20 protein-coding genes are annotated in these 17,772 nt (G+C 65.7%); 19 read left to right on the top strand and 1 reads right to left on the bottom strand.

Annotated features, from left to right (window positions below; all coding sequences use genetic code 11):
• Window positions 1-2: 2 nt before the first annotated feature.
• The 19 genes from fabD to nagZ all read left to right on the top strand — a co-directional run bounded on the left by fabD (window position 3) and on the right by nagZ (window position 16,933).
• The gene (fabD, locus tag CBM2594_RS11405) at window positions 3-932 is read left to right on the top strand and encodes an ACP S-malonyltransferase (RefSeq protein ID WP_116356913.1); all 930 of its coding nucleotides are present in this window, start codon (window positions 3-5) and stop codon (window positions 930-932) included.
• Between the two features lie 16 nt (window positions 933-948).
• A complete protein-coding gene (fabG, locus tag CBM2594_RS11400; protein WP_116356912.1) occupies window positions 949-1,698 on the top strand; it encodes a 3-oxoacyl-ACP reductase FabG in 750 nt (249 codons plus the stop codon).
• 169 nt (window positions 1,699-1,867) lie between these two features.
• Window positions 1,868-2,107, top strand: a complete 240-nt coding sequence (acpP, locus tag CBM2594_RS11395; RefSeq protein ID WP_008644813.1) for an acyl carrier protein — start codon at window positions 1,868-1,870, stop codon at window positions 2,105-2,107.
• A 190-nt stretch (window positions 2,108-2,297) separates the two neighbouring features.
• Window positions 2,298-3,530 carry a beta-ketoacyl-ACP synthase II gene (gene fabF / locus CBM2594_RS11390; RefSeq protein WP_116356911.1) on the top strand — a complete coding sequence of 411 codons (1,233 nt, stop codon included), beginning with the start codon at window positions 2,298-2,300 and terminating at the stop codon, window positions 3,528-3,530.
• Between the two features lie 76 nt (window positions 3,531-3,606).
• The gene (locus CBM2594_RS11385) at window positions 3,607-4,131 is read left to right on the top strand and encodes a hypothetical protein (protein ID WP_232346599.1); all 525 of its coding nucleotides are present in this window, start codon (window positions 3,607-3,609) and stop codon (window positions 4,129-4,131) included.
• A gap of 56 nt (window positions 4,132-4,187) precedes the next feature.
• The gene (gene rpoE, locus CBM2594_RS11380; RefSeq protein ID WP_012353313.1) at window positions 4,188-4,787 is read left to right on the top strand and encodes an RNA polymerase sigma factor RpoE; all 600 of its coding nucleotides are present in this window, start codon (window positions 4,188-4,190) and stop codon (window positions 4,785-4,787) included.
• 130 nt (window positions 4,788-4,917) lie between these two features.
• The gene (locus tag CBM2594_RS11375) at window positions 4,918-5,547 is read left to right on the top strand and encodes a sigma-E factor negative regulatory protein (RefSeq protein ID WP_116356909.1); all 630 of its coding nucleotides are present in this window, start codon (window positions 4,918-4,920) and stop codon (window positions 5,545-5,547) included.
• A gap of 8 nt (window positions 5,548-5,555) precedes the next feature.
• Complete coding sequence (locus CBM2594_RS11370; protein ID WP_116357772.1) at window positions 5,556-6,635, top strand: MucB/RseB C-terminal domain-containing protein; 1,080 nt, start codon at window positions 5,556-5,558, stop codon at window positions 6,633-6,635.
• Window positions 6,636-6,763: 128 nt separating this feature from the next.
• On the top strand, window positions 6,764-8,251 hold the full coding sequence (locus tag CBM2594_RS11365; RefSeq protein ID WP_116356908.1) for a DegQ family serine endoprotease: 1,488 nt from the start codon (window positions 6,764-6,766) through the stop codon (window positions 8,249-8,251).
• Window positions 8,252-8,257: 6 nt separating this feature from the next.
• Window positions 8,258-8,551: a glutaredoxin family protein gene (locus CBM2594_RS11360; protein WP_116356907.1), complete on the top strand. Its 294-nt coding sequence runs from the start codon at window positions 8,258-8,260 to the stop codon at window positions 8,549-8,551.
• A gap of 196 nt (window positions 8,552-8,747) precedes the next feature.
• Window positions 8,748-10,541, top strand: coding sequence for a translation elongation factor 4 (gene lepA, locus CBM2594_RS11355; protein ID WP_116356906.1), 1,794 nt, complete (start codon window positions 8,748-8,750; stop codon window positions 10,539-10,541).
• A 99-nt stretch (window positions 10,542-10,640) separates the two neighbouring features.
• Window positions 10,641-11,540: a signal peptidase I gene (gene lepB / locus CBM2594_RS11350; protein WP_116356905.1), complete on the top strand. Its 900-nt coding sequence runs from the start codon at window positions 10,641-10,643 to the stop codon at window positions 11,538-11,540.
• Between the two features lie 47 nt (window positions 11,541-11,587).
• A complete protein-coding gene (locus CBM2594_RS11345) occupies window positions 11,588-11,983 on the top strand; it encodes a DUF4845 domain-containing protein (protein ID WP_116356904.1) in 396 nt (131 codons plus the stop codon).
• A gap of 1 nt (window position 11,984) precedes the next feature.
• Window positions 11,985-12,755 (top strand): ribonuclease III, encoded by a 771-nt coding sequence (gene rnc, locus CBM2594_RS11340; protein ID WP_012353305.1) that lies wholly within the window; start codon window positions 11,985-11,987, stop codon window positions 12,753-12,755.
• On the top strand, window positions 12,752-13,687 hold the full coding sequence (era, locus tag CBM2594_RS11335) for a GTPase Era (RefSeq protein ID WP_116356903.1): 936 nt from the start codon (window positions 12,752-12,754) through the stop codon (window positions 13,685-13,687). Before rnc ends, era begins: the two co-directional genes overlap by 4 nt.
• A gap of 54 nt (window positions 13,688-13,741) precedes the next feature.
• Entirely contained in the window at window positions 13,742-14,629 is an 888-nt protein-coding gene (recO, locus tag CBM2594_RS11330; protein ID WP_116356902.1) for a DNA repair protein RecO, read from the top strand.
• A gap of 38 nt (window positions 14,630-14,667) precedes the next feature.
• Window positions 14,668-15,450 carry a pyridoxine 5'-phosphate synthase gene (gene pdxJ / locus CBM2594_RS11325; protein WP_116356901.1) on the top strand — a complete coding sequence of 261 codons (783 nt, stop codon included), beginning with the start codon at window positions 14,668-14,670 and terminating at the stop codon, window positions 15,448-15,450.
• Window positions 15,447-15,869 (top strand): holo-ACP synthase, encoded by a 423-nt coding sequence (gene acpS / locus CBM2594_RS11320; protein ID WP_116356900.1) that lies wholly within the window; start codon window positions 15,447-15,449, stop codon window positions 15,867-15,869. Before pdxJ ends, acpS begins: the two co-directional genes overlap by 4 nt.
• A 14-nt stretch (window positions 15,870-15,883) precedes the next feature.
• Complete coding sequence (gene nagZ, locus CBM2594_RS11315; protein ID WP_116356899.1) at window positions 15,884-16,933, top strand: beta-N-acetylhexosaminidase; 1,050 nt, start codon at window positions 15,884-15,886, stop codon at window positions 16,931-16,933.
• Between the two features lie 88 nt (window positions 16,934-17,021).
• Here nagZ and efp read toward each other — a convergent pair whose 3' ends face one another.
• The gene (gene efp, locus CBM2594_RS11310) at window positions 17,022-17,582 is read right to left on the bottom strand and encodes an elongation factor P (RefSeq protein WP_010814696.1); all 561 of its coding nucleotides are present in this window, start codon (window positions 17,580-17,582) and stop codon (window positions 17,022-17,024) included.
• Between the last annotated feature and the right edge of the window lie 190 nt (window positions 17,583-17,772).

The raw sequence follows: 17,772 nt of genomic DNA, 5'->3' as shown, positions 1-17,772 counted from the left end.
CGATGAAATTCGCTTTCGTATTTCCCGGCCAGGGTTCGCAGTCGGTCGGCATGCTCAATGCCTTCGCCGACAACGCCGTGGTGCGCGCCACCGTGGAAGAAGCCTCGGCCGCGCTCGGCCAGGACCTCGGCCGCCTGATCGCCGAAGGCCCTGCCGAAGAACTGAACCTGACCACCAATACGCAGCCGGTGATGCTGACCGCCGCCGTGGCGATCTACCGTGCCTGGCTCGATGCCGGTGGCCCGGCGCCGGCGCTGGTGGCCGGCCACAGCCTGGGCGAGTACTCCGCGCTGGTGGCCGCGGGCGTGATCCCGTTTGCCGACGCCGTGCCGCTGGTGCGCTTCCGCGCGCAGGCCATGCAGGAAGCCGTGCCGGTGGGCGAGGGCGGCATGGCGGCGATTCTCGGCCTGTCCGATGACGATGTCCGCGCCGCGTGCGCGGAAGCATCGGCCGCGGGCGTGGTCGAGGCCGTCAACTTCAATGCGCCGGCGCAGGTGGTGATCGCCGGGCACAAGGGTGCGGTCGAGAAGGCCTGCGAAATCGCCAAGGCCAAGGGCGCCAAGCGCGCGCTGCCGCTGCCGGTGTCGGCGCCGTTCCACTCGTCGCTGCTCAAGCCGGCTTCCGATCGCCTGCGCGAGCGCATGGCCGGCCTGGCGTTCTCGGCGCCGTCGCTGCCGCTGGTGAACAACGTCGACGTCGCCATCGTCAGCGATCCGGAAGCGATCAAGGACGCGCTGGTGCGCCAGGCCGCCGCGCCGGTGCGCTGGGTCGAGTGCGTGCAGAAGATGGCCGCCGAAGGCATCACGCACGTGATCGAATGCGGTCCGGGCAAGGTGCTGGCCGGCATGACCAAGCGCATCGACGGCAACCTGAGCGGTGGCGCGATCTTCGATCCGGCCTCGCTGCAGGACACGCTGGCGCTGCTGAAGTAAGCAACAGGACAACCGCATGACCAAACTTCTCGACAACCAGGTTGCGCTGGTCACCGGCGCCTCGCGCGGCATCGGCCGCGCCATCGCGCTGGAACTGGCCCGTCAGGGCGCCACCGTGATCGGCACCGCCACCAGCGAAGCCGGCGCGGCCGGCATCACCGATTACCTCGGTGCCGAAGGCCTGAAGGGCAAGGGCGCCGTGCTCAACGTCAACGACGCCGCTGCCTGCGACGCGCTCATCGACGACATCGTCAAGACCCACGGCGGCATCGGCGTGCTGGTCAACAATGCCGGCATCACGCAGGACCAGCTGGCGATGCGGATGAAGGACGAAGACTGGCTGGCCGTGATCCAGACCAACCTGACTTCGGTGTTCCGCCTGTCGCGCGCGGTGCTGCGCCCGATGATGAAGGCGCGCCAGGGCCGCATCATCAATATCACCTCGGTGGTGGGCTCGGTCGGCAACCCCGGCCAGATGAACTACTCCGCGGCCAAGGCCGGCGTGGCCGGCATGACCCGCTCGCTGGCCGCCGAGATCGGCAGCCGCAACGTCACCGTCAACTGCGTCGCGCCGGGCTTTATCGATACCGACATGACCAAGGCGCTGTCCGAAGAGCAGCATGCTTCGCTCAAGACGCAGATTCCGCTGGGCCGCCTGGGGCAGCCCGAGGATATCGCCAATGCGGTGGCGTTCCTGGCCGGCCCGCAAGCCGCCTACATCACCGGCACCACGCTGCATGTGAACGGCGGGATGTACATGAATTAATGGTTTTTCGGCAGCGTTTTTCGGCAAAGAAGCCGGAAGAAGCTGCCGGAAGTCGTAGTTTTCCGAACCAATCGGGCGCGATTCTTGCAAAGCTTGGCAGGCAGCATTTCTGTTGTCCCAAACCTGCTAAAATGCGCCCACTTTTTGTCGAACTTCCCTGGAGGGTTACATGGACAATATCGAACAACGCGTCAAGAAAATCGTGGCAGAACAGCTTGGCGTGGCCGAGGCAGACATCAAGAACGAATCGTCGTTCGTGAACGATCTCGGTGCGGACTCGCTGGACACGGTTGAACTCGTGATGGCGTTGGAAGATGAATTCGGCATGGAAATTCCTGATGAGGAAGCCGAAAAGATCACGACCGTGCAACAGGCTATCGACTACGCCACCGCGCACGTCAAGGCCTAAGCCCGTCGTCTCTGCATTCCGAGCCACAGAAGGCAGGTGGGCGGGCCGTTGCGGCCGCGCCTTGCTGTTTTCTGTGGCTTTCGTCTGTTCGAAGAAGCAGAATGGAATGGACTTCGTCGCGCGGCCTGCTGGGCCGGCGGCGGACAACTCCGCGTTCCGTTCCCGTTTCACGCACCCGTAGGAAAACATAGTGAGCCGTCGTCGCGTCGTCGTCACTGGGCTTGGCCTTGTGTCTCCGGTCGGAAACACGGTTGCCGAAGGCTGGGCCAACCTGGTAGCCGGCAAGTCCGGCATCGCCACCATCACCAAATTCGATCACTCCGCGCTGTCCGTGCACTTCGCCGGCGAGGTGAAGGGTTTCAACGCCGAGGACTACATCCCGGCCAAGGAAGCCCGCAACATGGATACGTTCATCCATTTCGGCATCGCGGCCGGGACGCAGGCGCTGAAGGATAGCGGCCTCGAAGTGACCGAAGCCAATGCCGAGCGCATCGGCGTGCTGGTCGGCTCGGGCATCGGCGGCCTGCCGATGATCGAAGATACCCATGCCGTGCTGAGCGAGCGTGGTCCGCGCCGGATCTCGCCGTTCTTCGTGCCCGGCTCGATCATCAACATGATCGCCGGCCACCTGTCGATCATCCACGGCATCAAGGGCCCGAACCTTGCGGCCGTGACGGCGTGCACCACCGGGCTGCACAGCATTGGCCTGGCCGCCCGCCTGATCCAGGCCGGCGATGCCGACGCCATGCTGGCCGGCGGCGCTGAATCGACCGTGTCGCCGCTGGGCATCGGCGGTTTCGCCGCCGCGCGCGCGCTGTCGACCCGCAACGACGATCCGGCGGCGGCCTCGCGTCCGTGGGACCGCGACCGCGACGGCTTCGTGCTGGGCGAGGGCGCGGGCGTGATGATGCTGGAAGAGTACGAGTCGGCCAAGGCGCGCGGCGCGCGCATCTATGCCGAGCTGATCGGCTTCGGCATGAGCGGCGACGCGTACCACATGACCGCGCCGAACATGGACGGCCCGCGCCGCTGCATGGTCAATGCGCTCAAGGATGCCGGCATCAACACCGACCAGGTGCACTACCTGAACGCGCATGGCACCTCCACGCCGCTGGGCGACAAGAACGAGTCCGATGCAATCAAGGCTGCGTTCGGCGACCAGGCCTACAAGATGGTGGTGAACTCGACCAAGTCGATGACCGGCCACCTGCTGGGCGGCGCCGGCGGCCTGGAATCGGTCTTCACCGTGCTGGCGCTGCATAACCAGGTTTCGCCGCCGACGATCAACATCGACAACCAGGATCCGGAATGCGACCTGGACTACGTGGCCAATACGGCGCGCGAGATGAAGATCGACGTGGCGGTGAAGAACAACTTCGGTTTCGGCGGCACCAACGGCACGCTTGTTTTCCGCCGCGCCTGATCCGTGGTTGAGGCGGGCCCTTAAGGGGCCCCTTAGGGGGTTCTTTAAGGTGCTGCGCCATGGCAGGGTCCACCCGTTGCGGTGGGCCCTGTTCGTGTTTTGTGCCGGCGAATTGCTGGCGCTCGCGCTGCTGGCGCGGACGCTGGCCAACGCCGTCGCTGGCAGCCAGGCTGGATTCCTGTGGTGGCACCTTGCCGCGGGCATTAGCCTGGCGCTGGCCGCCGCGGCGACACTGCGGGCCTGGCCGGCATGGTGGCGCGGCTTGCGCTGGGTCTGTACCGCGGTGCAGGACGCCAACGCCGAAGGACCCCTGCGACTCTGGCTGGAAGCGCCGGACGGCGCGCGGCGCGAGGCCGTGGTGCGGCAGTGCTGGCAGCTGGGCAGCGCGGCGGTAGTGAGTCTTGCCCCCGGCGATGCCGCGATGCCCGGCGTCATTCTTCTCCCCTGGCAGGCGGCCGGCCCGGAACTGGCGCGGTGGCTGCAACGGTCCGCGCGAGTTGCACTGCGGGTGCAACCTGAAGCCCGGGCAGGGAACGATTTTGTTAGCTTGCGGTCACAGGATGCGCGTTGCTTCACCGGGCGGGCTGAGAATCGTAGGTAAAATACAACGTTTGTCGTGACGACCAAACCAAGAGATACACTGCAGGTGAGCCATACGTGAGCGAACGCGAAGCCGATCAGCTCCTAGTTGAACGCGTCCAGCAGGGCGACAAGCGGGCCTTTGAACTTCTGGTGACCAAATACCATCGGAAGATCATTCGCCTGATTTCGCGCCTGGTCAGGGATCCCGCTGAAGTCGAGGATGTGGCGCAGGATGCCTTCATCAAGGCATACCGCGCCTTGCCCCAGTTCCGCGGGGAATCGGCCTTCTACACGTGGCTGTACCGGATCGCCGTCAACACCGCCAAGAACTACCTGGCCACCCAGGGCCGCCGCCCGGAAGCGTCCAGCGATATCGATGCGGAAGAGGCTGAAACTTTTGCGGACGGTGAACAACTAAGGGATATCAATACGCCGGAGTCGATGCTCCACACGCGGCAAGTCGCCGAGACGGTGAACCGCGCGATGGAAGCACTTCCGGAGGAATTGCGGACCGCCATCACGCTGCGCGAGATCGAGGGCCTCAGCTACGAGGAAATCGCCGAAGCGATGGGATGCCCGATCGGCACGGTGCGCTCGCGCATCTTCCGGGCGCGCGAGGCGATTGCCGAAAGATTGCGCCCGCTGCTGGGAACGGCAGAGGGCAAGCGGTGGTAAGTGACGGTAATTGGCGGTTCAGGTTGTAGAGAACAATGTCGTGCGGCCAGCGTTGCAGCCTATTCCTGCATCGATAAGCGACAGCAGTAACGGGATTATCGGTGTTCAATGGAATGTCTTGGGGTGGGAAATGGGTCAGGCTCATAAGCAGTCGGTTCATGTAGTGGAAGCAGCGGAGCAGATCTCCGTATTGATGGATGGCGAACTGGCGCCGCACGAAGTCGATGCCGTGCTGGATCTCGCGAAGAGCGAGGCCGGCCTCTCCGACTGGACCACATACCAGTTGATCGGCGACGCATTGCGTTCCGAAGACCTGACGCAGGCGGGTTCCACCGCCGATTTCCTCTCACGCTTCTCCGCGCGCCTGGAAGCCGAGCCGCACGTGCTGGTGCCGGCGGTGGCGCAGGCCGGCGCCCGTCATCGCCTGCTGGTCAGGCCGTCGTGGGTGCGCCGCGTGATGCCCGGCACCGCGATCGCTGCAGCCGTGGCCGCGGTCAGCTGGGTGGTGGTGCCGCAACTGCGCGGTCCCGCCACGGTGGCAACGCCCGACGCCGTGGTGGCCCGTGCCGAGCAGCCGGCTGCCGGGCAAGCCGCCGGCATCGTGACGGTCGCCGCCGACGCACCGCAGATGATCCGCGACCCGCGCCTTGACGAATACCTGCGTGCGCATCGCACTTCAGTGGCAACGGATGCTTTCGTGCCGACCATGCGCACGGTTGCCAACGGTGCAAACTTCACTCAGGAAAATACGCAGGAATAATGCCGGACATGCACAAAGGAGGTTCGCCCGCCTATGTAGCGGGCGCGCAGAGAATTAGGGCCCTGCGTAGGTCCTTTTTTCTGGCCTTGTGTCTGAGCGCTGCAGCGGCGACCGCGCAGCCATCGGACGCTACGCTGAACCGACGCGACGCCACTGCCTGGCTCAACAAGATCCACAAAGCCGCACAGCGCGAAAACTATGTCGGCACGCTGATCTATCAGCGCGGCAGCGTCATGCACGCCTCGCGTATCCAGCATTACAGCGATCTCGTGAACAACGAGTACGAACGCCTGGAAACGCTCGACGGCAAGCCGCGCGAGGTGCTGCGGCAGAACGACGTGGTGCACAGCCTGATCCCCGAAGCCAAGCTGGTGGTGGTGGAAAAGCAGGAAGCCAAGGACCGCTTCCCCGCGCTGCTCGCCACCAACAAGAATGACGTGCTGGACCTGTACGACATGCGCAAGATGCCCGCCGAGCGCGTGGCCGGCATGGAGTGCGAGGTCTTTGCGCTGGAGCCGCACGATGCCGCGCGCTACGCGGTGCGCCTGTGGGCCGAGAAGAACTCCGGCCTGCTGATGCGCGCGCAGACCATCGGCGACGGCGGCAAGGTGCTGGAGCAGGTGTCGTTCTCGCAAGTGCAGATCGGCGTGCCGTCCGAGAAGCAGCGCATTCTTGGCGCGATCAAGAATTCCAGCAGCTGGAATCACTATGAGGTGACCTACCAGCCCACCAATATCGCCGACGAGGGTTGGTCGATCGCGGTGCCCCTGAAGGGCTTCCAGAAGATCCGCGAGGTCCGCCGCCCGCTCGGCGAGTTGCGCGCCCCGCCTCCGGGCAATGCCCGCGGGCAGGTGTTCGAAGTGCTGCAGGTCGTCTACAGCGACGGGCTGACCGGCCTGTCGGTCTTCATTGAGCCGGTTTCCGAGCAACGTGTGCGCCGCGAAGGCGTGGCCGCGCTCGGCGCGACCCAGGTCGTGGTGCGCCGGGTTGCCGATTTCTGGATCACCGTGGTGGGCGAGGTGCCGGCGAGCACCGTGCGCCAGTTTGCGACAGCAGTAGAGTACCGTCCGCCCAAGACGGTACACTGAGCCTGAGCGGGTGCAGCCGGCGCCCGGATTTCGTCCGGGCCGGCTCCATGAGACCCGCGCAGGGGTCCCCGCCACGGGATCACATCCAGTCGGTTTTTCTTCTTTTCGCTGAATCCCGGGAGTTGTCGATGATGTTCAGATCTCCAGCCCTGGCGCGGGCCGTGGTCATGGCTGCCATGGTGCTGCTCGGCCCGACCGTTGCCGAAGTCAGCCACGCCCAGGCCGCTGCCTCCAATTACAACCTGCCCGACTTCACCGACCTGGTGGAGAAGGCCAGCCCGGCCGTGGTCAATATCCGCACCACCGAGCTGGTGCGCCAGCGCGGCGTGCCGGGCAGCGACGACGAGATGGCCGAATTCTTCCGCCGCTTCTTCGGCGTGCCGATGCCCGGCGCGCCGGCGCCCGGCACCCCGCCGCGCCGCGGGCAGCCGCCGCAGCAGGAAGAGCAGAGCCGCGGCGTGGGTTCGGGCTTCATCATCAGCCAGGACGGCTATGTGATGACCAACGCGCACGTGGTGGCCGACGCCGAAACCATCTACGTGACGCTGCCGGACAAGCGCGAATTCAAGGCCAAGCTGATCGGCTCCGACAAGCGTACCGACGTGGCGCTGCTCAAGGTCGAGGCCAGCGGGCTGCCGCGCCTGCCGCTGGGCGATTCCAACAAGGTCCGCGCCGGCGAGTGGGTGCTGGCGATCGGCTCGCCGTTCGGGCTGGACAACAGCGTGACCGCCGGCATCGTCTCGGCCAAGGGCCGCGACACCGGCGACTACCTGCCGTTCATCCAGACCGACGTGGCGGTCAACCCCGGCAACTCGGGCGGGCCGCTGATCAACCTGCGCGGCGAAGTGATCGGCATCAACTCGCAGATCTACAGCCGCAGCGGCGGCTACATGGGAATTTCCTTCGCGATCCCGATCGACGAGGCCATGCGCGTGTCGGAGCAGCTCAAGTCTTCCGGGCGCGTGACCCGCGGCCGCATTGCCGTGGCCATCGGCGATGTCACCAAGGAAGTTGCCGATTCGCTGGGACTGGGCCGTGCGCGCGGTGCGCTGGTCGGCAGCGTCGAGCCGGGCGGTCCTGCCGAGAAGGCCGGCATCGAGGCGGGCGACATCATCCTGAAGTTCAACGGCCGCGATATCGAGCGCGCCTCGGACCTGCCGCGCATGGTCGGCGAGACCAAGCCCGGCACGCGCGTGCCGCTGCAGCTGTGGCGCAAGGGCGCGACCCGCGAGGTCAGCATCACCGTCACCGAGCTGGAGCCGGAAGGCAAGGCGCGCGCCCGCAGCGGCGCCACGCCCAAGGACGACAGCGCGCCCCAGGCCGGCAAGCCCAACGCGCTGGGCCTGGTGGTCAGCGACCTGCCCGAGGCACGCCTGAAAGAGCTCAAGCTCAAGTCCGGCGTCGAGGTCGAAGTGGCCGACGGCCCGGCGCTGCGTGCCGGCATCCGTCCGGGCGACATCATCCTGCGCCTGGGCGACACCGACGTGACCAACGCGCGCCAGTTCAACGAGCTGGTGCGCGGCCTGGACAAGAGCCGGATCGCCGCGGTGTTCGTGCGGCGCGGCGATGCCACCCAGGTGTTGACCCTGCGACCGGGCGCCGCCTCGGCCCGCTGATCCGACATGGCGACTACGCCCGCGCTGACGCTGTACGGCCGGGCGTACTGCCACCTGTGCGAGGACATGAAAGTCGCGCTGGAGCCGCTCCGGCGCGATTTTTCTTTCACCCTGCATGAAGTCGATGTCGACGCCGATGCCGCGCTGGAGGCGCGCTTCGGCGAACTGGTGCCGGTGCTGATGCCCGGCACGCCGGCGGACCTGGCCAGCGGTGCCGCGCCCCTTTGTCACTATTTCCTCGACGAGGCGGCGACAAGGGTATGGCTTGCCGCACATGGCGCCGCGCGCACCGCCCGCTGAGCACCGCCGGCATCCGCGCCACGCCGCCAGATGGCGCCCGGAAGTCATTGAAAATCCGGTAAAATTGCGGATTGGCGCAAAAATTGCACCTCCCGAACCCGCGGTACGCCCGCGCACGCCTTGCGGCGCGCGGCGCCGGGCCGCTCCACTGCTTGTTGCCGCCCGGGCTCTCAGCCGGCGCTCCCCTGAACACTAGATGGACCATATCCGTAATTTCTCGATCATTGCCCACATCGACCATGGGAAGTCCACCCTGGCCGACCGGATCATTCAGCTTTGTGGAGGGCTGTCGGATCGGGAGATGGAAGCGCAGGTTCTCGATTCGATGGATATCGAAAAAGAGCGCGGCATCACCATCAAGGCGCAGACCGCTGCGCTGAGCTACAAGGCGCGCGACGGCCAGGTCTATAACCTGAACCTGATCGACACCCCCGGGCACGTCGACTTCAGCTATGAAGTCAGCCGCTCGCTGTCCGCCTGCGAGGGCGCGCTGCTGGTGGTCGACGCCTCGCAGGGCGTCGAGGCCCAGACCGTGGCCAACTGCTACACGGCGATCGAACTCGGCGTCGAAGTGGTGCCGGTGCTGAACAAGATCGACCTGCCGCAGGCCGATCCCGACAACGCGATCCAGGAGATCGAGGACGTCATCGGCATCGACGCGCAGGACGCCACGCCGTGCTCGGCCAAGACCGGCCAGGGCGTGCAGGACGTGATCGAGGCCCTGATCGCCAAGGTGCCGCCGCCCAAGGGCGATGCCGACGCGCCGCTGCAGGCGCTGATCATCGACTCGTGGTTCGACAACTACGTTGGCGTGGTGATGCTGGTGCGCGTGGTCAACGGCACGCTGCGCACCAAGGACAAGGTCCTGCTGATGGCCACGGGCTCGCAGCACCTGGTCGAGCAGGTCGGCGTGTTCACGCCCAAGTCGATCCAGCGCGATGCGCTGACCGCGGGGCAGGTGGGCTTCGTCATCGCCGGCATCAAGGAACTGAAGGCCGCCAAGGTGGGCGATACCATCACCACCATGCAGCGCAAGGCCGCGGCGCCGCTGCCCGGCTTCAAGGAAGTCAAGCCGCAGGTGTTCGCCGGCCTGTATCCGGTCGAGGCCAACCAGTACGAGGCGCTGCGTGAATCGCTGGAAAAGCTGCGCCTGAACGATGCCTCGCTGATGTTCGAGCCGGAAGTGTCGCAGGCGCTTGGCTTCGGCTTCCGCTGCGGCTTCCTGGGCCTGCTGCACATGGAGATCGTGCAGGAGCGCCTGGAGCGCGAGTTCGACATGGACCTGATCACCACCGCGCCGACGGTGGTGTACCAGGTCGAGATGCGCGACGGCACCACGGTCACCGTGGAAAATCCGGCGAAGATGCCGGACCCGAGCAAGATCGAGGCGATCCTCGAGCCGATCGTCACCGTCAACCTGTACATGCCGCAGGAATACGTTGGTTCGGTGATCACGCTGTGCACGCAGAAGCGCGGCACGCAGATCAACATGAGCTACCACGGCAAGCAGGTGCAGCTGACCTACGAGATCCCGATGGCGGAAATCGTGATGGATTTCTTCGACCGCCTGAAGTCGGTGTCGCGTGGCTATGCGTCGATGGATTATGAGTTCAAGGAATACCGCCCGTCCGACGTGGTCAAGGTCGATATCCTGATCAACAGCGACAAGGTCGATGCGCTGTCGGTGATCGTGCACCGCTCCAACTCGCAATACCGCGGTCGCGAGGTCGCGGCCAAGATGCGCGAGATCATTCCGCGCCAGATGTATGACGTGGCAATCCAGGCCGCCATCGGCTCGAACATCATCGCCCGCGAAAACGTCAAGGCGCTGCGCAAGAACGTGCTGGCCAAGTGCTACGGCGGCGATATCTCGCGCAAGAAGAAGCTGCTGGAAAAGCAGAAGGCGGGCAAGAAGCGGATGAAGCAGGTCGGTACCGTCGAGATCCCGCAGGAGGCCTTCCTGGCCATCCTGCAAGTCGACGACAAATAATTTGCCGCGGGCAGGGCAGTGGCAGGGCTGCGCCCGGCAGACTTGCCGGCGTGGCGACAGAACAGGCTGTACCAGGATTTCCAAGAACCAGAAGCCGTCATGAATTTTGCACTGATCCTTTTTGTGCTGGTGGTGATTACGGGCGTGGCGTGGGTGGCCGACAAGCTCGTGTTCGAGCGGCAGCGCCGCTCTTCGGCACGGCTCGCGCTGGCCGAGTTCGATTCGCAGCAGGGCCGCCTGCAAGGCAGCTTCGGCGCGGCCGACGCCGAAGCCACGCGCAAGCGCCTGGCCGAGGAAAAGCTGCGCCAGCCGTGGTGGCTGGAGTATTCGGCCAGCTTCTTCCCGGTCATCCTGGCGGTGTTCGTGCTGCGCTCGTTCGTGGTCGAGCCGTTCAAGATCCCGTCCGGCTCGATGATCCCGACGCTGCTGATCGGCGATTTCATCCTCGTCAACAAGTACGAGTACGGCATCCGCCTGCCGGTGGTGAACAAGAAGATCATGGACATGGGCGAACCCCAGCGCGGCGACGTGATGGTGTTCCGCTACCCGAAGGACCCGTCGCTCGACTACATCAAGCGCGTGATCGGCGTGCCGGGCGATGTGGTGCAGTACGCCAACAAGCGCCTGACCATCAACGGCAAGCCGGCCGAATACACTACGCTGCCGGACTTCCTCGACGAAGAGCGCCTGGCCTATTCGCGTCATTTCCGTGAGAAGCTCCCGGGCGGCGTCGATCATGGCATCCTGAACGACGCCGACCGGCCGGCGTTTATCGCCGGCGCGGATCCGGATTTTCCGTACCGGGACAACTGCACCTACAATCAACAGGGTGTGACTTGCAAGGTACCTGCAGGTCACTATTTCGTCATGGGCGACAACCGCGATAACAGCCTGGATTCCCGTTACTGGGGTTTCGTGCCGGACCAGAATATCGTCGGCAAGGCCTTCGTGATCTGGATGAACCTGGGCAATTTCGGACGCGTCGGATCGTTTAAATAAGCCACTGGCGCGGCGCAAGAACACTCAACATAACGAGGGCAGGCGCGATGGGTCGATTTGGGAAGGTGGGGGCAGGGAGCCATCCGGCACGGCGCCGGGGCGGCGCCCGCGGGTTTTCCGTGTGGACGCTGCTGGTGATCGTGGTGTTCGTGGTCGGCGTGGCCTTGCCGGCGCTGCGCGCGATCCCTAGCCTGGTGGAATATTTTTCGGTCAAGCGCGCCGCCGGCTATGCCAAGCAGCGCGCCGCCAACAAACGTGAAGTGGTCGAATTCTTCGAGAAGCAGGCCGCCATCGACCGCATTACCGCGGTCAAGGGCGAAGACCTGCTGATCCGGGAAGACGATAACGGCACCATCCAGTCGGTCGATTTCTCGTACCGCACCGAGGTGCCTGTCTACGGACCCCTGAGCCTGTTGATTACCTATTCAGGAACGCAGCACTGATATGAACCTCGACGCCTTGCAGCAACGACTCGGCTACCGATTCAGCAAGCCCGAATTGCTGCAACAGGCGCTGACGCACCGCAGCCACAGCGCCCAGCACAACGAACGCCTGGAATTCCTCGGCGACTCGGTGCTCAACTGCGCCGTGGCCGACATGCTCTATGGCATGTTCGGCAAGCTCGACGAGGGCGACCTGTCGCGGGTGCGGGCCAACCTGGTCAAGCAGCAGGCGCTGTACGAGATCGCCCAGATGCTGCAGTTGTCCGACACCCTGCGCCTGGGCGAGGGCGAACTGAAGAGCGGCGGCTTCCGCCGTCCGTCGATCCTGGCCGATGCGCTCGAAGCCATCGTCGGCGCGGTGTTTCTCGACGCCGGCTTCGATGCCGCGCGCGCGCTGATCCGCAAGCTCTATATCCCGATCCTGGAGCAGGTCGATCCGCGCACGCTGGGCAAGGACGCCAAGACCCTGCTGCAGGAATACCTGCAGGGCCACAAGATTGCTCTTCCCCAATATAACGTAATCGCCACACATGGCGCCGCGCACAGCCAGCAGTTTGAAGTCGAGTGCACCGTGCCTAAACTGGAAGTCCGGGTGTTCGGCACCGGCGCGTCACGGCGCGCCGCCGAGCAGGCCGCCGCCAAGCTGGCGCTCGATGAAGTCCAGAAGCTGGTGCCGCAGCTGCTCAAGCGCAGCCGCGCCGAGCGTACCGGCAAGACCCGCAAGCAACCCCAGCCGCAGGACCCGCAGCTGTCTCTCAGGTTGAAGGAATGACCGAATCTACCCATCCGCAGCAAGACGCGGCGGATACCCCGGCCGCGGCGTTCCGCTGCGGCATCGTGGCCATCGTCGGCCGCCCCAACGTGGGCAAGTCCACGCTGATGAACGCGCTGGTCGGCCAGAAGATCAGCATCACCTCGCGCAAGGCGCAGACCACGCGGCACCGCATCGTCGGCATCCAGACCACCGATGACGCGCAGTATGTGTTCGTCGACACGCCCGGCTTCCAGACCCGCCACGCCAGCGCGCTGAACCGTTCGCTGAACCGCGCGGTCACGTCCACGCTGTCGTCGGTGGACCTGGTGCTGTTCGTGGTCGAGGCGGGCTACTACGGTGCCGACGACGAGAAGGTGCTGTCGCTGCTGCCGAAGAACACGCCGGTGCTGCTGGTGACCAACAAGCTCGACCGCATCGGCGAGAACCGCTCGGAAGTGATGATGCCCTTCCTGGAAAAGATGGGGCAGCTGTTCCCGTTCCGCGAAGTGGTGCCGATGTCGGCCAAGACCCGCGACCATATCGCGCGGCTGTTCGAGATCATCCGGCCCTACCTGCCGGAAGGCGAGCCGATGTACGACGCCGACGCCATGACCGACCGCAGCGAGCGCTTCCTGGCTTCGGAAATCATCCGCGAGAAGGTGTTCCGCTGGACCGGCGACGAACTGCCGTACACCAGCACCGTGATCATCGACAAGTTCGAGACCGAAGGCCGCCTGCGCCGCGTCTTTGCCACCATCCTGGTCGAGCGCGATGCGCACAAGGCCATGATCATCGGCAACAAGGGCAGCAAGCTCAAGCAGATCTCCACCGAGGCGCGCCTGGACATGGAAAAGCTGTTCGACGGCAAGGTCTACCTGGAAATGTGGATCAAGGTGAAGAGCGGCTGGGCCGACAATGAAGCCGGCCTGCGCGCGTACGGCTACGAGTGAGCCCGGCAGCGATCCCCACGCCAACCCTGACAGCGAGCCCCCAGCGAGCGCCCCGTGAGCAAGACCGCTGACATCGCGCGCGCGCCGGCGCCCAAGGCCCGGCGCGCCGACCCCGTGGTCGACGAGGCCGCCGAGCTGCTCGGCAGCGGCGCGCTGCCCGGCATGGCCGACGCCGCCGCGCGTGCGATGATGGATCGCGCCATGCGCATCGTGCCGGCGCGGCCCGAATCGCGCGTGGCGGAGCAGCCCGGCTTCGTGCTGCACGCCTGGCCCTATCGCGAGACCAGCCTGATCCTGGACCTGTTCACGCGCGACTACGGCCGCATCTCGATGGTGGCCAAGGGCGCGAAGCGCCCGCACTCGGCGCTGCGCGCGGTGCTGCAGCACTTCCACCCGGTCTCGGTGTCGTGGAGCGGGCGCGGCGAGGTCAAGACCCTGACCAAAGCCGAGTGGGTCGGCGGCATGCCGCCGCTGGCCGGCGATGCGCTGCTGTCGGCGTTCTACCTGAACGAACTGCTGATGCGCTTCTGCCCGCGCGAAGATGCGCATCCGGTGCTGTTCCGCCATTACCTGTCGACGCTTACACGGCTGGCGCATGGCGAGCAGGCCGGCCTGGTGCTGCGCGGCTTCGAGCGCGTGCTGCTGCAGGAGACCGGCTTTGCGGTGGCGTTCGACCAGTGCCTGAGCACCGGCGAGCGGGTCCAGCCGGGCCTGGATTATGTCTACCAGCCAGAGCGCGGCGTGCGCCGCGCCCAGCCGAGCGACCCGTCGACGTGGCCGGTGGTGTCGGGGCAAACGCTGCTGGACATGGCGCAGGACGACTACAGCCGCGCGCAGACCGCCGCGCAAAGCCGCGCGCTGATGCGTTTCCTGCTGCATTATTATCTGCAGGGTGCGCCGCTGAAGACGCGCCAGATACTGATCGACCTGCAGTATCTCTGAACGACAAGAACCTCTGACTTACTCCTGCACCTGCTCGCATGATCTTCCACGCAAATCCGGGCGTCATCGACCTTGGCGTCAACATCGACCATGTGGCCACGCTGCGCAACGCGCGCGGCACCGTCTACCCCGATCCCATTCGCGCCGCGCTGCTGGCGGAGCAGGCCGGCGCCGACCTGATCACGCTGCACCTGCGCGAAGACCGTCGCCATATCCGCGACGCCGACGTGCGCGCGCTGCGCCCGCAGCTGGCCACGCGCATGAACCTGGAGTGCGCGATCACGCAGGAGATGCTCGACATCGCCTGCGAAATCCGCCCGCAGGACGTGTGCCTGGTGCCCGAGCGCCGCGAAGAGGTGACCACCGAAGGCGGGCTGGACGTCGCCGGCCGCTTCGAGCAGGTGAAGGCGGCGTGCGCGCAGCTGGCCGGCGCCGGCATCCGCGTATCGCTGTTCATCGACCCGGACGCCGACCAGATCGCCGCGGCTGCGGCCTGCGGCGCGCCCGTGATCGAGCTGCATACCGGGCGCTATGCCGACGCGCATACGCCGGGCGAGCAGGCAATCGAGTTCCGCCGCATCGCCGACGGCGCCGATGCCGGCCAGAAGCACGGCCTGGTGGTCAATGCCGGCCACGGGCTGCACTACACCAACGTGCAGCCGATCGCGGCACTGCCGGGCATCAAGGAACTGAACATCGGCCACGCCATCGTCGCGCATGCGGTCTTCGCCGGCTGGGAGAACGCGGTGCGCGAAATGAAGGCCATCATGGTCGCCGCGCGCCTGGGCACGCAATATCCTGCCGGGGGTGCCCCGGCGTGATTTACGGCCTCGGCACCGACATCATCCAGATCGCCCGCGTGCAGGGCGTGATGACGCGCACCAACGGCCGTTTCGCCGAGAAGGTGCTGGGCCCCGATGAACTGGCCAAGTACCATGCCCGCAAGGCCCGCTCGGAAAAGCGCGGCCTGGCCTTCCTGGCGACGCGCTTCGCGGCCAAGGAGGCGTTCTCCAAGGCGATCGGCCTGGGCATGCGCTGGCCGATGACGTGGCGCGCGATGGAATTGATGAACCTGCCCTCCGGCGAGCCCACCGCGGTGTGCCATGGCGAGCTGGCTGCGTGGCTTGCGCAACGCGGGCTGGTCGTGCGGGTCAGTGTCAGTGACGAACACGATTACGCGGTCGCCTTCGCCATTGCCGAGCGCAGCGGCGCGGCGGCGTCTCAAACTACTGCCTTGTGAACCCAACCCCATCCATGTCCAAGAAGAATTCCGGCAAGCGGCCGGGCCCGGTGGTCCTCGATGTCGTCGGCAAGCAGCTCGACGCGGAAGACGCGCGCCGCATCGCGCATCCGCTCACCGGCGGCGTGATCCTGTTCGCGCGCAACTTCGAGTCGCGCGCGCAGCTGCAGGCGCTGACGCGCGCGATCCGCGCAGTGCGCGACGACGTGCTGATCTGCATCGACCATGAAGGCGGGCGGGTGCAGCGCTGCAAGACCGACGGCTTTACCCACCTGCCGGCAATGCAGCGCCTGGGCGAGCTGTGGGAGCGCGACGTGCTGGCCGCGACCAAGGCCGCGGTCGCCTGTGGTTATGTGCTGGCGGCCGAGCTGCGCGCCTGCGATATCGACCTGAGCTTCACCCCGGTGCTGGATCTCGACTACGGCCGCAGCGCCGTGATCGGCGACCGCGCCTTCCACGCCGACCCGCGCGTGGTGTCGATGCTGGCCGGCCACCTGAACCACGGCCTGCTGCTGGCCGGCATGAGCAACTGCGGCAAGCACTTTCCCGGTCACGGCTACGTCGAGGCGGATTCGCACGTGGCGATCCCGGTCGACGAGCGCGCGCTGGACGAGATCCTGGGGCAGGACGCGCGCCCGTATGAATGGCTGGGCCTGTCGCTGTCGTCGGTGATGCCGGCGCACGTGATCTACCCCAAGGTCGATCCCAGCCCGGCCGGCTTCTCGCGCTACTGGCTGCAGGACGTGCTGCGCGCGCAGCTGGGCTTCGAGGGCGTGATCTTCAGCGACGACCTCAGCATGGAAGGCGCCAGCGTCGCCGGCAATGTCACCGAGGCCGCGCGTGCCGCGCTGACCGCGGGCTGCGACATGGTGCTGATCTGCAACCACCCGGACCGGGCCGACCAGCTGTTGAGCGAGCTGGACGTGGAGATCGACAAGGCCTCGCAGCGCCGTATCCGCAAGCTGTTTGCGCGGCGCAAGCCGCTGGACTGGAACAAGCTGCACCAGGAGGGCGAGTACCGCGCCGCGCTGCGCACGCTGAAGGAACACGAGCTGATCGCCTGAGCGGGGTCTCGTGCGGAAACAAAAATGGCAGCCTAGGCTGCCATTTTCGTTGACCGGCCCCGCGCAGAGGCGGGGCGAAACCAGCGCCTTAGTTGGCGCGGCTGCGGTATTCGCCGGTGCGGGTGTCGATTTCGATCTTGTCGCCGATGTTGCAGAACAGCGGCACTTGCAGCTCGAAGCCGGTGTTGATCTTGGCGCCCTTGAGCACCTTGCCCGACGAGGTGTCGCCCTTGACGGCCGGCTCGGTGTAGACGATCTCGCGCACCAGCGTGGTCGGCATTTCGACCGAGATGGCCTTGTCGTTGTAGAACACGACTTCGACGTTCATGCCGTCCTCGAGGTAGTTCAGCGAGTCACCCATGCTGTCCTTCTCGACTTCGTACTGGTTGTAGTCGGCGTCCATGAACACGTACATCGGGTCAGCGAAGTACGAGTAGGTGCATTCGCGGCGCTCGAGCACCACCACTTCGAACTTGTCGTCGGCCTTGAACACCGACTCGCCCGGTGCGTCCGTCAGCAGGTTCTTGTACTTCATCTTGACCACAGCGGCGTTGCGGCCCGACTTGTTGTACTCGGCCTTCTGCACGACCATCGGATCGCCGCCGATCATGAACACGTTACCGACGCGGAGTTCCTGTGCGATTTTCATCTGAACTGATTTCCTGAAAAATAAAGTCTAGGAATTTGGAATGGCGAAGGCGCGCTGCCGGCGTGCCCGCGGTAAGCCCGCGAGAGCCAGGATCCACGCGCTCGCGACCCCGTGCCCAGCTTGCTTTGGGTCTGTGCCTGGCGTGCTCATTCACGCCGGGCCAGACCGTGGTTCTCCGGCCCGGTCGCCA

Origin of the sequence: Cupriavidus taiwanensis (assembly GCF_900249755.1) — a bacterium.
GTDB lineage: Bacteria > Pseudomonadota > Gammaproteobacteria > Burkholderiales > Burkholderiaceae > Cupriavidus > Cupriavidus taiwanensis_D.
Note: the sequence above shows the minus strand (reverse complement) of the source record. Positions and strands in the feature narration are given on the sequence as shown.

Coding starts and splice junctions, on each gene's coding strand:
- CBM2594_RS11365 (WP_116356908.1), top strand. CDS start 6,764: ATGATGTTCAGATCTCCAGCCCTGGCGCGGGCCGTGGTCATGGCTGCC.
- CBM2594_RS11375 (WP_116356909.1), top strand. CDS start 4,918: ATGGGTCAGGCTCATAAGCAGTCGGTTCATGTAGTGGAAGCAGCGGAG.
- CBM2594_RS11345 (WP_116356904.1), top strand. CDS start 11,588: ATGGGTCGATTTGGGAAGGTGGGGGCAGGGAGCCATCCGGCACGGCGC.
- lepA (WP_116356906.1), top strand. CDS start 8,748: ATGGACCATATCCGTAATTTCTCGATCATTGCCCACATCGACCATGGG.
- pdxJ (WP_116356901.1), top strand. CDS start 14,668: ATGATCTTCCACGCAAATCCGGGCGTCATCGACCTTGGCGTCAACATC.
- rnc (WP_012353305.1), top strand. CDS start 11,985: ATGAACCTCGACGCCTTGCAGCAACGACTCGGCTACCGATTCAGCAAG.
- fabG (WP_116356912.1), top strand. CDS start 949: ATGACCAAACTTCTCGACAACCAGGTTGCGCTGGTCACCGGCGCCTCG.
- fabD (WP_116356913.1), top strand. CDS start 3: ATGAAATTCGCTTTCGTATTTCCCGGCCAGGGTTCGCAGTCGGTCGGC.
- CBM2594_RS11370 (WP_116357772.1), top strand. CDS start 5,556: ATGCACAAAGGAGGTTCGCCCGCCTATGTAGCGGGCGCGCAGAGAATT.
- lepB (WP_116356905.1), top strand. CDS start 10,641: ATGAATTTTGCACTGATCCTTTTTGTGCTGGTGGTGATTACGGGCGTG.
- CBM2594_RS11360 (WP_116356907.1), top strand. CDS start 8,258: ATGGCGACTACGCCCGCGCTGACGCTGTACGGCCGGGCGTACTGCCAC.
- efp (WP_010814696.1), bottom strand. CDS start 17,582: ATGAAAATCGCACAGGAACTCCGCGTCGGTAACGTGTTCATGATCGGC.
- acpP (WP_008644813.1), top strand. CDS start 1,868: ATGGACAATATCGAACAACGCGTCAAGAAAATCGTGGCAGAACAGCTT.
- nagZ (WP_116356899.1), top strand. CDS start 15,884: ATGTCCAAGAAGAATTCCGGCAAGCGGCCGGGCCCGGTGGTCCTCGAT.
- era (WP_116356903.1), top strand. CDS start 12,752: ATGACCGAATCTACCCATCCGCAGCAAGACGCGGCGGATACCCCGGCC.